Annotated in this window: 13 protein-coding genes; all 13 read right to left on the bottom strand. The window is 70.8% G+C overall.

Annotated elements, in window-relative coordinates; all coding sequences use genetic code 11:
* Positions 1–534: 534 nt before the first annotated feature.
* Complete coding sequence (locus H9X80_RS07080; protein WP_239471776.1) at positions 535–1,812, bottom strand: aspartate aminotransferase family protein; 1,278 nt, start codon at positions 1,810–1,812, stop codon at positions 535–537.
* Between the two features lie 56 nt (positions 1,813–1,868).
* Positions 1,869–2,744: an acetylglutamate kinase gene (gene argB / locus H9X80_RS07075; protein ID WP_204793648.1), complete on the bottom strand. Its 876-nt coding sequence runs from the start codon at positions 2,742–2,744 to the stop codon at positions 1,869–1,871.
* 68 nt (positions 2,745–2,812) lie between these two features.
* Positions 2,813–4,099, bottom strand: coding sequence for a bifunctional glutamate N-acetyltransferase/amino-acid acetyltransferase ArgJ (gene argJ / locus H9X80_RS07070; RefSeq protein ID WP_204793647.1), 1,287 nt, complete (start codon positions 4,097–4,099; stop codon positions 2,813–2,815).
* A gap of 48 nt (positions 4,100–4,147) precedes the next feature.
* A complete protein-coding gene (gene argC, locus H9X80_RS07065; protein WP_204793646.1) occupies positions 4,148–5,224 on the bottom strand; it encodes an N-acetyl-gamma-glutamyl-phosphate reductase in 1,077 nt (358 codons plus the stop codon).
* A 288-nt stretch (positions 5,225–5,512) separates the two neighbouring features.
* A complete protein-coding gene (locus tag H9X80_RS07060) occupies positions 5,513–6,094 on the bottom strand; it encodes a DJ-1 family glyoxalase III (RefSeq protein ID WP_204793645.1) in 582 nt (193 codons plus the stop codon).
* A gap of 67 nt (positions 6,095–6,161) precedes the next feature.
* Positions 6,162–6,620 carry a fructose PTS transporter subunit IIA gene (locus H9X80_RS07055; protein ID WP_204793644.1) on the bottom strand — a complete coding sequence of 153 codons (459 nt, stop codon included), beginning with the start codon at positions 6,618–6,620 and terminating at the stop codon, positions 6,162–6,164.
* Positions 6,621–6,777: 157 nt separating this feature from the next.
* The gene (gene ruvB / locus H9X80_RS07050; RefSeq protein ID WP_204793681.1) at positions 6,778–7,833 is read right to left on the bottom strand and encodes a Holliday junction branch migration DNA helicase RuvB; all 1,056 of its coding nucleotides are present in this window, start codon (positions 7,831–7,833) and stop codon (positions 6,778–6,780) included.
* Positions 7,833–8,471: a Holliday junction branch migration protein RuvA gene (gene ruvA / locus H9X80_RS07045; RefSeq protein WP_204793643.1), complete on the bottom strand. Its 639-nt coding sequence runs from the start codon at positions 8,469–8,471 to the stop codon at positions 7,833–7,835. Before ruvA ends, ruvB begins: the two co-directional genes overlap by 1 nt.
* Positions 8,468–8,974: a crossover junction endodeoxyribonuclease RuvC gene (gene ruvC / locus H9X80_RS07040; protein WP_204793642.1), complete on the bottom strand. Its 507-nt coding sequence runs from the start codon at positions 8,972–8,974 to the stop codon at positions 8,468–8,470. The genes ruvA and ruvC overlap by 4 nt, the downstream gene beginning before the upstream one ends.
* A 133-nt stretch (positions 8,975–9,107) precedes the next feature.
* Complete coding sequence (locus H9X80_RS07035) at positions 9,108–10,928, bottom strand: nitrilase-related carbon-nitrogen hydrolase (RefSeq protein ID WP_204793641.1); 1,821 nt, start codon at positions 10,926–10,928, stop codon at positions 9,108–9,110.
* Positions 10,929–11,145: 217 nt separating this feature from the next.
* Positions 11,146–11,526 carry a desulfoferrodoxin gene (locus tag H9X80_RS07030; protein WP_204793640.1) on the bottom strand — a complete coding sequence of 127 codons (381 nt, stop codon included), beginning with the start codon at positions 11,524–11,526 and terminating at the stop codon, positions 11,146–11,148.
* 106 nt (positions 11,527–11,632) lie between these two features.
* Positions 11,633–12,184, bottom strand: coding sequence for a DUF2812 domain-containing protein (locus H9X80_RS07025; protein ID WP_204793639.1), 552 nt, complete (start codon positions 12,182–12,184; stop codon positions 11,633–11,635).
* Complete coding sequence (locus H9X80_RS07020) at positions 12,181–12,501, bottom strand: PadR family transcriptional regulator (RefSeq protein WP_204793638.1); 321 nt, start codon at positions 12,499–12,501, stop codon at positions 12,181–12,183. Before H9X80_RS07020 ends, H9X80_RS07025 begins: the two co-directional genes overlap by 4 nt.
* Between the last annotated feature and the right edge of the window lie 101 nt (positions 12,502–12,602).

The raw sequence follows: 12,602 nt of genomic DNA, 5'->3' as shown, positions 1-12,602 counted from the left end.
GCGGCGCCCGGGCGGGGATCTCCGGCGCACCCAACCGCGCACCGTTGCCGGACGGTCCGCAGGCTCAAATCGTCCGAAAACGGTATCGTGCCGCTTGGCGACACCGTTTCCGGACGGTTCGGACAGTCAGACCGTCCAAAAACGGTACGTCCTTCTCGGCCGCACTGTCTGAGGACGGTTCTACCCATGAAATCGTCCGAAAGCAGTGCGGGGGGTTGTGGAAGGGGTGCGCAGGGTGCGGAGTGGCGCGGGGCCCGCGGAGCCCGTACAGTCCCACACACAGCCGCACCGTTTTCGGTCGAACTGCCGAGAAAAACCGTCCGGCAGCGGTGCGCGCCTCTGCAGGCGCACCGCCACCGGACGGTTTGGAGGTCAGAACCGTCCGCAGACAGTGCCGGGCTAGTAAACCCTGCCGGGCTAGTAAACCCTGCCGGGCTAGTAAACCCTGCTGGGCTGGCAGATCCGGGCTAGTAAATCCGGCCCCACACTCGGCCCGACAGCTGAGCCCGGCAGCCCAGCCACCGGCCGCCGCGCCTACACCAGGCGGTCGAGCAGGGCCTCGAGGCGGTCGCAGGCCTCGTCGACCTCGTCGCGGGTGATCACGAGCGGCGGCAGGAAGCGCAGGATCGAGTCGCCGATGTGGTTCAGGACGAGGCCCTCGGCCAGGCCCTCCTCCACGGCCTGCGTGGCCACCGGAGCGTCGAGCTGGGCGCCGCGCATGAGGCCGTGGCCGCGGACCTCGCTCACGTGGCCCATGGCGGCCAGGCGGTGGCGCAGGTGGTGCCCGACGGAGAGCACGTGCTCGCCCATCTCCTCGTCGACCAGGGTCCGCACCGTGGCGAGGCCGGCCGCGCACGCCAGCGCGTTGCCGCCGAAGGTCGAGCCGTGGTCGCCCGGGACCATGAGGTCGGCCACCTCGGCGCGAGCCGCCACGGCGCCCATCGGGAAGCCGTCGGCGATGCCCTTGGCCATCGAGACCACGTCCGGCTCGATCCCGGAGCGCTGGTAGCAGAACGGCGAGCCGCAGCGGAAGAAGCCGGTCTGGACCTCGTCGCAGATCAGCAGGACGTTCTTCTCGGTACAGAGCTCGCGGACGTCGCGCAGGTAGTCGTAGTTGGCGTTCCAGACGCCGCCCTCGCCCTGCACGCACTCCAGCATGACGGCGCACACGGCGTCGCGGCCGGTGCGGCCCACGGCCTCACGCAGGGCATAGATGTCGTTGAGCGGCACGGAGACGAAGCCGGCCGGCATCGGGCGGAAGCTCTCGTGGAAGTGGTCCTGGCCGGTGGCCGCCAGCGTGGCCAGCGTACGACCGTGAAAGCTCTGGCGCGCGGTCACGATGACGCTCGCGCCGTCGAGGTGCTTCTCGCCCCAGCGGCGGGCCACCTTGATGGCGCCCTCGTTGGCCTCGGCGCCGGAGTTGGCGAAGAAGGTCTTCCAGTGCGTGCCGGTGGAGCCGACCTCGTGGCCGCCCTCGTCGGTGGCGGTGGAGAGCAGCGCGGAGAGCGCCGCAGCAAGCTCGCCGCGAGCCGTGGAATGGAAGTAGTTGCTCACCTGCCACACGCGGTCGATCTGCTCGTGCAGGGCGGCGGCCACGGTGGGGTTGGCGTGGCCCAGACTCGAGCAGCCGATCCCGCCGAGCAGGTCGATGTACTCCTTGCCGGCGGCGTCCACGAGCGTGGCGCCGTGGCCGGAGACAAACTCCACCGGCAGGCGGCCGTAGGTGTGCATGACGAAGCGCTCGTCGAGGCGCAGGGCCTCCTCGGAGACGGCGACGGTGGCGGGCGCGGGGTTCTTGTCGACGGCGGACATGGTGCTCCCTTCGGATGGCTGGTTCCTGCCTGCGGGCCGGACGGGGCGCGGGCAGGCTAGTCCTGCGTGAACATGGTACCGCAGCCCGCGTCCGTAAAGATCTCGAGGAGCAGCGAGTGCGGGAAGGTGCCGTTGAGGATGACGACCTCGGAGACGCCCGCGTCGAGCGCCTCGGCGATCGAGCGGATCTTGGGCAGCATGCCCCCGTCGAGCTCCCCGGAGTCAAGCAGCACGTGGGTCTCGGTGCGGGTGAGGGTCTGGATGAGGCTGTCCTCGTCGTTGATGTCACCGTAGAGGCCGTCGACGTCGGTGAGGTAGATGAGCTTGTCGGCGCCCATCGCCTCGGCGACCTTGCCGGCCGCGACGTCGGCGTTGATGTTGTAGAAGCCGTCCGGGCCGCAGCCGACGCTTGCGATCACGGGGATGTAGCCGTCCTCGAGGATCGTCTCGATGAGGCTCGGGTCAACCTCGCGGATGCGGCCGACGCGCCCGAGCTCGGGGTCCATCGGCGCGGCCTTCAGGGTCTTGCCGTCCGCGCCGGAGATGCCCACGGCGTTGTGGCCGTACTCGTTCAGGGCCCAGACCAGGTCCTGGTTGACCTGGCCCACGAGCACCTGCTGGACCGCGCGCATAGTGGCCTCGTCGGTCACGCGCAGGCCGCCCTTGAAGCTGACGGGGATGTTCAGGGCCTTGAGCTGGGCGTTGATCGCCTTGCCGCCGCCGTGGACCAGCACCACGCGGATGCCCATGAGCTTGAGCAGCTCGATGTCGGCCACCACCTGGCGGCAGAGCTCGGCATCCTCCATCGCCGAGCCGCCGTACTTGATGACGAAGGTCTTGCCGCGCATGCGGTTGATCCACGGCAGCGCCTCGGTGAGCACCTCGACCTTGGACACCGCGCGGTCACGCTCGAGCCGGTCGCGCTTCTGCATGTGTTCCTCCTTGATGATCTGGCGAGAAGTACCTGGGGCCGGGACGGAAGGGCCCGGTGCATGGCCGGCTACGTGCGGTAGTCCCCGTTGATGGTGACGTAGTCGTGCGTGAGGTCGCAGGTCCAGATGCGCGTGCAGGAGGTGCCGGCGTTCAGGCTCACGGTAATCTCCACCTCGGGCGCGTCGAAGCGGCGCAGCATGTCGTCCTCGTCCATCGGCACCGTGAGGCCGGCGCGGCAGACGGGCACGCCCAGAAGGTCGATGTCAACGAGACGCTGGTCGAAGGGCACGCCGCACTTGCCAGCGGCGGCCGCCACGCGTCCCCAGTTGGCGTCATGGCCGAAGATCGCGGTCTTGACGAGCGGCGAGTTGGCGATCGCACGCGCCACGGTGTCGGCGTCGGCGTCGCTCGCCGCGCCCAGGACGTTGACCGTCACCAGTTTGGTGGCGCCCTCGCCGTCGGCCGCGATCTGCCGCGCGAGCTCGGTGCAGGCGCCCCGCACCGCCGCGGCCACGGCCGGGTAGGCCGGCGAGTCGGGCCCGATCTTCTCGCCGCCGGCCGCGCCGGTGGCAAAGAGCAGGGCCGTGTCGTTGGTGGAGGTGTCGGAGTCCACGGTGACCTTGTTGAAGCTCACGCGTACGGCGTCGAGCAGGGCCTGGTGGGCGGCCTCGGCCGTGAGCGGCGCGTCGGTGGAGAGCACGGCGAGCATCGTGGCCATGTTGGGCTGGATCATGCCCGAGCCCTTGACGAAGCCACCCACGTGTACCGTGACCTCGCCGCCGCGCCCGTCCGGCACGGCGCCGCAGAAGGCGACCTCCTTGGGGTGGGTGTCGGTGGTCATGACGGCGCAGGCGGCGTCGTGGGCCGCGGCCGCGGTGGGCGCGAGCGCGCGGGCGGCGGCGGGCACGCCGGTCTCGAAGGGCGCAATCGGCAGCTGGGCGCCGATCACGCCGGTGGAGGCCACGAGCACGTCCTCGGGCGCGCAGCCCAGCTCGGCGGCCACGATCTCGGCCGAGCGGCGGGCCACCTCAAGGCCCGGCTCGCCGGTCGCGGCGTTGGCGTTGCCGGAGTTGAGCACCACGGCGCGGGCCCGGCCGCGGGCGGCGCGCTCGCGGCTCAGCGTCACCGGGGCGGCGCAGAAGCGGTTGGTGGTGAAGGTGCCCGCGACCACGCACGACTCGTCGGCGACGACGAGCGCGAGGTCGAGGCGGTTGGGGTTCTTGCGAAATCCGGCCGAGACGCCGGCGGCACGCATGCCGTCGGCGGCGCACACGCCCCCGTCGCACGGCTCGAAGCCAAAGGCGGCGGGCGCGTCGGCGGTGGTCGGCACGCAGAGGGGCTCTATCGTATCCATGTGGTGACTCTCCGATGACGGGGCGCGCCGCTCAGGCGCGCGGACAGGTCAGATGAGGGGCGCCGCGGCGAGAAGCCCGGCGGTCTCGGGGAGGCCAAGCACCACGTTGGCGCACTGGACGGCCTGGGCGGCCGCGCCCTTCCCGAGGTTGTCGATCGCGCAGGAGGCGACGATCGTGCGTCGTCGTCGGTCGTCGAGGGCCACGCCCACCTGGGCGCGCGCGGTGGCGGCGACCGACGCCGTGGCGGGCATGGTGCCGGCCGGGAGCGTGGTGACCAGCGGCTCGTTAGCATAGGCGCGCTCGTAGGCGGCCTGGACGTCCTCGGCCGTGACCCCCTCGGCTGCCTCGAGGTAGACCGTGGAGAGCAGCCCGCGCGTGAGCGGGGCGAGGTGCGGCGTGAAGACGACCGACATCTCATGGCCGGCGAGCTCGGTCAGTGTCTGCTCGATCTCCGGTGTGTGGCGGTGGTGACCCACGCCGTAGGCCTCAACGGACTCGTTGGCGTGGCAGAAGTGGGTGCGGGCGGTGCAGGAGCGGCCGGCGCCGGAGACGCCAGAGATGGCGTCGGCGATCACGAGGTCGCCGGTGGCAAGCCCCGCCCTGAGCGCGGGGGCCGCGGCAAGTGCCGTGGCCGTGGGGTAGCAGCCCGGCACGGCCACGAGCACGGCCTCGCCGGCGGCGCGGCGCTTGGCGAGGGCCGCCAGACCGTCCCGGAAGAGCTCCGGCAGGCCGTAGACGGTGCGGGAGAGGAGCTCGGGACTCGTGTGCGGGGTGTTGTACCAGGCCTCGTAGACCGCCGGGTCGTGCAGGCGGTAGTCAGCCGAGAGGTCGAGCACAGTGACGCCGCGCTCCAGAAGGGCGGGCGTGAGCGCAAGGCTCGCGGTGTGCGGCACGGCGAGAAACGCCACGTCGGCCGCGGCGGCGATGGCGTCGGGCTCGGGCAGCGAGAACTCGAGGTCGCAGGCCCCGGCAAGCTGCGGGTAGACGGCGTCGAGGCGCTCCCCGGCCTGTTTGCGGTCCGTGACCATCGTGAGCTCGAGGGTGGGGTGGGCAAGCACCAGACGGCACGCCTCGATCCCCGCGTAGCCCGTGGCTCCCACCACGCACGCCCGTATGTGCTCCATTGGTACAAATCCTTTCTTTTATTGCATATTCACAGCAAAATATGCAAAAATACCGTGTTTTGATACGGAGAAGATAAGCATCCGGGTACGGCAAGTCAACCAGGCGGCGCGTTCGGTCACGCGCTGGACACACTTCTTGCCCGCGCCGGAGCGGCCCAGATGGGGGCTGCGGCCCGGAGCCGGGCAGCCCCGGGCCGCGCACGTTCGCAGGCCAGACCACGCACGCCCGCACGCCCGACTACGCACATCCGCGCAGCGAAAGGTCGAGAAGGACCTGCCACAGAAAGGCTAGCGCAGGACGACGCCCTCGCGGACGCGCTCGACGGCCTCGTCGCCCAGGATGAGGCGGACGATCTCCAGGCCGAAGAGCATCGCCGTGCCCGCGCCCTGGCTCGTGATGACGTTGCCGTCCACCACGACCGGCTCGTCGGGCAAAAGCTCGGCGCCGTGCTCGGCAAGGACGTGCTGGAAGCCGGGGTTGGACGTCGCGCGACGCCCCTTGAGCAGCCCGAGCTCGGCCAGGATCGACGGCGCCGCGCAGATGGCCGCAAGCGCGCCGCCCTTCTCGGCCTGCGCCACGAGCGCGTTACAGAGCGGCTCGCAGGCGCGCAGGTTCGGCGTGCCGGGGATGCCGCCGGGCAGCACGAGCAGGTCGTAGTCCCCAAAGGAGAAGTCCTCGTCGGCGATCGAGCGGTCGCAGACGATGGTCACCTCATGGGACGAGGTGACCATGTGGTCGGGCGTGATGGCCACGGTGTCACACGGCACGCCCGCGCGAAAGAGCACGTCCACCACCGTGAGCCCCTCGATCTCCTCGAGGCCGGAGGCCACGAAGACGGCGACGCGCTTGTCGGTAGTCTGCTTGAACATGATGCCTCCCCTATGACGAGGCCCCGCCGGCCTGGGCCGACGGGGCCGCTCTGACAGCGTGCCGAGACTACTCCTCGGCGATGCCGGCGTTGACGGCGTCGGCGATGGCCTGCGGGTCGTCCGTGCCGCGCACGAGGTTTTTGAACTCGTCGCGCATAAGCAGCACGGCGGTCTTGGAGAGCAGGCGGATGTGGGTGGTGCCCGCCTCGCTGTCCGGTACGAGCAGCGCGATCATGACGTCGACGGGCTTGTCATCGAAGCTCGGCCACTCGAGGGGATGGTCGTTCTTGATCACGATGACGGCCGCCTCGCTGATGGCGGCGGACTTGGCGTGCGGCACGGCGAAGCCGTCGGTCATGCCGGTCTCGCCCATCTCCTCGCGCGCGACGAAGGCGTCGTAGGCGGCCTCGACGTCGGTGACGACGCCGAGCTCGGCGCCCTTCTCGCAGATGAAGCGCAGGGCCTCCTCGCGTGACTGGATGCTCTGGTTGACGAAGACGTTCTCTACCTTGACGAAGTCGCTCACGTGGGTCTCCTTTGCTGCTTGGGCGAGCTCGTACGCCCCCATCATAGCGGTATCGCGCCCCCGCCCGTGCCCTCGTTGGCGAGAAGAACCTTGCGGCCGCGGCCCCGCCGACGACGGCGCGCCGCGGGCGGCGCGGGCGGACCGGCCGCCGGGTGCCTCAGCGCGACGGCGGCTCGATCCCCAGGTGGTCGAAGGCCGCGAGCGTGGCCTGGCGGCCCTGCGGCGTGCGCACGATGAGCCCGCGCTGCAGCAGGTACGGCTCGTAGACGTCCTCCAGCGTGGAGGGGTCCTCCGAGACCGCGCTCGCTATGGTGGTGAGCCCCACCGGGCGGCCACGGAAGGTCTTGCAGAGCGCCGTCAGGATGCGCACGTCCATGGTGTCGAGGCCCATCGCGTCAATCTCGAAGAACTCGAGCGCCTCGGCCGCCACCTCCCAGGTGATCTTGCCCTCGCGCTTGACCTGGGCATAGTCGCGCACGCGCTTGAGCAGGCGGTTGGCCAGGCGCGGCGTGCCGCGCGAGCGCGAGGCGATCTCGGCGGCGCCCTGGGCGTCAATGTCGACGCCCAGGATCCCCGCCGAGCGGGTCACGATGACGGCGAGCTCCTCGGTGGTGTAGTAGTCCAGGCGGTACGAGATGCCAAAGCGGTCACGCAGGGGGCCGGTGAGCAGCCCCGTGCGCGTGGTGGCGCCCACGAGCGTGAAGTGCGGCACGTCGATCCGGATGGAGCGCGCCGCCGGCCCCTTGCCGATGACGATGTCCAGGAAGAAGTCCTCCATCGCCGGGTAGAGAATCTCCTCGATCTGGTGGTTGAGACGGTGAATCTCGTCCACAAAGAGGACGTCACCCTCCTCGAGGTTGGTGAGGATGGCCGCGAGGTCGCCGGCGCGCTCGATGGCGGGGCCGGAGGTGGTGTGCATCTTGGCGCCCATCTCGTTGGCGACGATACCGGCGAGCGTGGTCTTGCCCAGGCCCGGGGGGCCCGAGAAGATCACGTGGTCGAGCGCCTCGCCGCGGTCGCGCGCGGCCTGGATGAGCACGCGCAGGTTCTCGCGCACGCGCTCCTGGCCGATGTAGTCGTCGAGCGTGCGCGGGCGCAGCGTCCGGTCCTGGTCTAGGTCGTCTGCGGTGAGCTCGCCGGAGACGCTGCGCGGGCCCGCGTTGCGCACGGGCGCGCGGTCCGCAAAGAGGTCCTTCTCGTCTGCCTCCCACATCATCTACCACTCCCCAGGCGGCGCAGCGCGTAGGCGAGCACCTGCTCCACGCTCACGGCGCCGGCCTCCGCGTGGCCCTCCAGCGCGAGCTCTGCCTCCTGCGAGGTGAAGCCCATGGAGAGCAGCGCCTCGGTGGCGTCGGCCTCCGCGGTGCCGGACGCGCTGGGCGCGGAGAGCGGCAGCGACGGCTCCCCCGGCTCGGTGAGCCCCACCAGCCCGCGCAGCTCCGCGTTCTTGGAGAAGACGTCGGAGAGCTCCACGATGAGGCGGCTCGCCTTCTTGCGGCCGATGCCGGGCACCTGCGCCATGCGCGCGGCGTCCTGGGCGATGACCACCTGGGCGAGCGCTGCCGGCGAGAAGGTCGAGAGCACGGCCAGGGCAAGGCGGGCGCCCACGCCCGAGATGGCGCGCAGCTGGTCGAAGAGGGCTCGCTCCTCGCGGGAGGAGAAGCCATAGAGCTCCATGGCGTCCTCCCGCACGACCATGCGCGTGAGGATGGTGACGCCGGCCTCCCCCGCGTGCGGCAGCGAGGCCGCGGTGGTGGAGGAGACGCCAAGCTCGTAGCCGACGCCCCCCACGTCAAGGACCACGCGGGAGGGCGTCACCTCCACGAGCGTGCCGGTCAGCTGGACTATCACGTGAGGACCCTCCTTGCCTCCCCGAGGCTCTTGGTTCTGGTGACGTTGGCGTGGCAGACGGCGGCGGCCAGGGCGTCCGCGGCGTGGTCCGGGCGTGGCTCGTGGTCCAGCGCCAGGATGGTGCGCACCATGTAGATCACCTGGCGCTTGTCCGCGGCGCCCGTGCCCACCACCGCCTGCTTGATCTGCATGGGAGTGTACTCCCCAACCGTGAGGCCCGCCGTCGAGCACGCCACGATGGCCGCGCCGCGCGCCTGGGCGGTGGCGATGGCGGACTTGGTGTTCTCGCCGAAGTAGATGCTCTCTATGGCGAGCTCCGTGGGGCCGTAGCGCTCTATGACGTCACGCAGCTCGCGGTAGATCCGGCCGAGCCGCAGGTCGATGGGCTCGCGGGCGGAGGTGGCCACGCAGCCGTACGCGCGGGCGCGGCACACGGACCCACGCGTCTCCACGACGCCCCAGCCCGTATGAGCGAGCCCCGGGTCTATGCCGAGGATGACCATGTGCCTCCCTCCACGCGAATACGAACGTTCGTTCTATCATAGCACACGGGGACGAGGGGGCAAGTGGCGTTGGGGGGGTTTCGCGGAGGGCGCGTGACGACGGGGCGAGGCAGGGCCGCGGCGCGGGCCTTTCTCAGTTCTCGGAGAACGGGCTCTCCCAGAACGACCCGCCCGAAAGCGGGCCCTCGCCGCCACGGCCGCCCTGGTCCGTCCCGCCGAGCGGGGCAAAGCCGCCGCCCAGGGAGAAGTCCCGCAGGTAGCCGAGCAGGTCACGTACGTCGCGCTCGCGGTTCTCGCCAGAGTCGGCGGGGTCGGCCCCCTCCTCCGGCTCGTCGGAGGAGGACTCGGCGACCTCGCTCGCCAGCGACGCAAGCCGGCCGGACAGCCGCTCGGACGCGGGGCGCACGCGGTCGTCCCAGGCCAGGCCCAGCGGCCCGCGCGCCTCCTCGAGGGTGCGCGACGAGAGCGTGATCGAGCCCGCGGTCTGCCCGGCGCGCGCGGGCTCGTGCGCACGCAGCGAGGAGACGACCGCAGCCACGAGCCCGTCGTGCCCGCGCTCTGCCGCGATGTCGGAGACGCTCAGGTCCCACTCGAGGTAGCCGGAGAGCACGAGGTCGCAGAACTCCACGCGCGCCTCCGCTCCGGACAGCTCGTCCAGCCCGACGACCTCCGGCACGGGCAGCTCCAGGGACGCCAGCGTCGGCATGACCGGGGAGATGGTGTTGCGCAGCCGCGCGAGGGCGGCCACGTCGGAGCGGTAGACGTCGCCGAGCGGCTGCAGGCGTGCGGCGCTCACGGGAGGCGCGGGCTCGAGGGCGCGACCGGTCTTGTCGAGCGAGCCGAGCGGCAGGCAGCCCTCACGCGCGGCGAGCGCCGCGAGGTGGGCCTCGGCGAGGCCGCGGGCCAGCACGAGGTCCTTCTCGCCGGAGAGGTCGAGGCGCTCCACGCTGCCCTCCGCCAGGCGCAGGGCGCGCACGAGCACCTCCGAGGCGGCGTCACGCGTGGGGTCGCCGGTCAGAAGCACGAGCGCGCGCACCCGGGCCGGCCCGAGCGCGTCCACGGCGAGCGTCGCCACGAGCAGCGCGTTCAGGCTCCCGTCAAGCGCGACGCACGCCCCCTCGGCGCCCGCGCGGCGCACGGCCGCGGCAAGGCCCGTCGTGAGCGCGCCCCAGGCCGTGAGCGGGGCGTCATAGACCTCGGGGGTGAGCGGCGCGGCAAGCGGGCCCTCCGCCGACGGGTCGACGTCGCAGACAAGCAGCGCCTCCTCGAAGGCCGGCGCCTGCGCCGCGAGCTCCCCCCACGGCGCCAGCACGAAGCTCGAGCCCGTGAAGACCTGCCCGTCGTAGCAGCCGAGCGACGCCGCGCCCACGATCCAGGCGCCCGTGGCCTCGGCGTCCGCCGGAAAGCGGCCCTCGGTGAGCGAGGAGCCCATGGCGCTCGACGGGTCGTCCACGGCAAAGCCGTAGCCGGAGAGGAACACGATCACGTCGACATCGTAGTCGTACTCGTCATAGGTGTCGAGGTCCTCGTAGGTGAAGGCCACGCCCAGGCGCGCACCGGCAAACTCCAGCTCGGGCAGACCCGTGGGCGAGTCGTCGTCCTTGTCGCCGGCTGCCAGCGCCTCCAGGCGCGCGGCAAGGCCCACGGGCCGGATGTCCTCGCCGTCGACGAGCAGGGCATCCGGCAACGCCGCGCCATCCGTCTCGGTGAGGACGGGCACCAGGCACGGGCACACGAGCTCCTCGGCGAGCCCCATGACGCAGCCCGCGAGGTCAAGCAGGAAGCCCTCGCGGTCAGAGCGCGACACCGGCGTGACGCCGCAGAGCGTGGCCGCCGGGAACACGAGCAGATCCACGCCCTGCTCGGCCGCGCGGCGGGAGCGCTCGACCATCCGGCGCGCCGTCTCCTCGAAGTCCCCCGCACGGGTCTCCATCTGCGCGATCGCGATTCTCATGGGTCCCTCCCCAACAGTCTCTCAGCTCGCTCAATTGTGCCATAGGGCGAGAAGGACGGGGCGGCGACGGACACGCGGCCGGCCCCTTTCGCCCGTCCTGCTGCCGGCCCCTCGCCCGTCCTTCTCGCCGGGTTCTTCTCGCCGCCCTTTTGACGCGCAAAACGAAGGCGGGCCCCGGCTGCCCGAGGCCCGCGTCACGCCCGTGTGCTGGCAAGCCCTACACGTCGGCCTTCCAGAGACCGTGCAGGTTGCAGTAGGCGTAGATGGTGCCGCCCTCCGCGCAGCACGCGCCGAAGGTCGTGGCCGGCTCGTCACCCGGCTTGAGGTGCTTGAGGCAGAGCTTGCCGTCCGTGGCCAGCGCGATCCACTCGATGTAGTGCTCCTCGGTCATGGGGTGGGCCACCGAGCCCACGCTGACGCGCAGGTGGTTGCCGTCGCGCGTCACCACGGGCACGTGCTTCTCCGTGGCGGCGTCGGTGGAGCCGGCCACAAGCAGCTCCATCGGCTCCCCGCAGCAGCTCGGCGTGACGCCCCCGTCCTTCACAATGGCGACGATGTTGCCGCAGTGGTTGCAGCGATAGAACTTGACCTCGGCCATGGGCGTTCCTCTCTCCCGTCGGCACGGCACCTCCGCGCCCGTTGTCCTTCTCGTACCCCGACGGGCCCCCTCCTAAACCGCGGCACGCGGGCGCCGGGGCGCGCCGCTACGCCGCTCCCCGCAGCCGCAGGTAGCGCACCGCGAACTGCACAAAGACCACGGCATAGACCACGAGCATCAGCACGAGCGCCACGCCCAGGGCCACCAGGTCCGTCGAGCGCTCGACCGCCGCCTGCACGACGAGGGGCACCTCCAGCGCGACCACGATCACGAGCGCCGGCACCATCCGGCCCACGAAGACCCGCCGCAAGAGCTCCAGGCGCGAGGCGTCGTCGCAGAAGATCTCCTCGTCGGCCGCGCACATCTGGGCCACCGGCTTGCGGAAGTAGCTGTAGCCCGCGTAGTCCAGCACGTGCTCCCAGCCCAGGTCGGCGAACATCTGCACGTACTCGTCCGCGTGCGCGAGGCCCTCGGGGTTGTAGTCGAGCTGGTAGACCACGTCGGCCGGCTCGCAGCGACGAAACCGGTACAGGTTGGCGAAGTCGATGCGCTCGAGCTCCCACCCCGCGCGGTGCTCCCGGCGCAGGTACTCCTGCTCCCTGTCCCAGGCGGCGATGGTGAAGCACTTGAACGTGGTCTTTTTGTCCCTGCTCCTCATGACTGCTGCGCCTCCCTCATGGTCCGCCAGAGCCGCTCGATGCGGTGCATCTCCAGCCCCAGCACCTCTTGTCCCAGGTCCGTGATCAGATAGATCTTTCGCTTGTCCTCCTCGCGCACAAAGCGGATGAGGGCGTCCTTCTCCATCTTGGAGAGCGTGCCGTAGAGCGTTCCCGGCGCGATGCTGACCTCGCCGTCCGTGAGCGCCCTGACCTGCTGGACGATGCCGTAGCCGTGCGCCTCGTGGCGAAGGCAGAGCAGGATGTAGAAGCCCGTCTCGGTCATGGGCACGTAGGCCCGGCGGATGTGGGCGTCCATGCGATCGCCCCCTCTCAAGGAATATATCGAGATTCGATATATCGTGATTCGAGTATAGCGAGAAGAACGTGGGGACTGTGTAAGGGGGCGGTAAGGGGGTG

This window comes from Olsenella profusa, from assembly GCF_016900315.1.
Classification (GTDB): Bacteria; Actinomycetota; Coriobacteriia; order Coriobacteriales; family Atopobiaceae; genus Thermophilibacter; species Thermophilibacter profusus_A.
Note: the sequence above shows the minus strand (reverse complement) of the source record. Positions and strands in the feature narration are given on the sequence as shown.

Excerpts from the sequence above, each read along its gene's own strand:
- H9X80_RS07080 (WP_239471776.1), bottom strand. The coding sequence starts at position 1,812 with ATGTCCGCCGTCGACAAGAACCCCGCGCCCGCCACCGTCGCCGTCTCC.
- argB (WP_204793648.1), bottom strand. The coding sequence starts at position 2,744 with ATGCAGAAGCGCGACCGGCTCGAGCGTGACCGCGCGGTGTCCAAGGTC.
- argJ (WP_204793647.1), bottom strand. The coding sequence starts at position 4,099 with ATGGATACGATAGAGCCCCTCTGCGTGCCGACCACCGCCGACGCGCCC.
- argC (WP_204793646.1), bottom strand. The coding sequence starts at position 5,224 with ATGGAGCACATACGGGCGTGCGTGGTGGGAGCCACGGGCTACGCGGGG.
- H9X80_RS07060 (WP_204793645.1), bottom strand. The coding sequence starts at position 6,094 with ATGTTCAAGCAGACTACCGACAAGCGCGTCGCCGTCTTCGTGGCCTCC.
- ruvB (WP_204793681.1), bottom strand. The coding sequence starts at position 7,833 with ATGTGGGAGGCAGACGAGAAGGACCTCTTTGCGGACCGCGCGCCCGTG.
- ruvC (WP_204793642.1), bottom strand. The coding sequence starts at position 8,974 with ATGGTCATCCTCGGCATAGACCCGGGGCTCGCTCATACGGGCTGGGGC.
- H9X80_RS07035 (WP_204793641.1), bottom strand. The coding sequence starts at position 10,928 with ATGAGAATCGCGATCGCGCAGATGGAGACCCGTGCGGGGGACTTCGAG.
- H9X80_RS07030 (WP_204793640.1), bottom strand. The coding sequence starts at position 11,526 with ATGGCCGAGGTCAAGTTCTATCGCTGCAACCACTGCGGCAACATCGTC.
- H9X80_RS07025 (WP_204793639.1), bottom strand. The coding sequence starts at position 12,184 with ATGAGGAGCAGGGACAAAAAGACCACGTTCAAGTGCTTCACCATCGCC.
- H9X80_RS07020 (WP_204793638.1), bottom strand. The coding sequence starts at position 12,501 with ATGGACGCCCACATCCGCCGGGCCTACGTGCCCATGACCGAGACGGGC.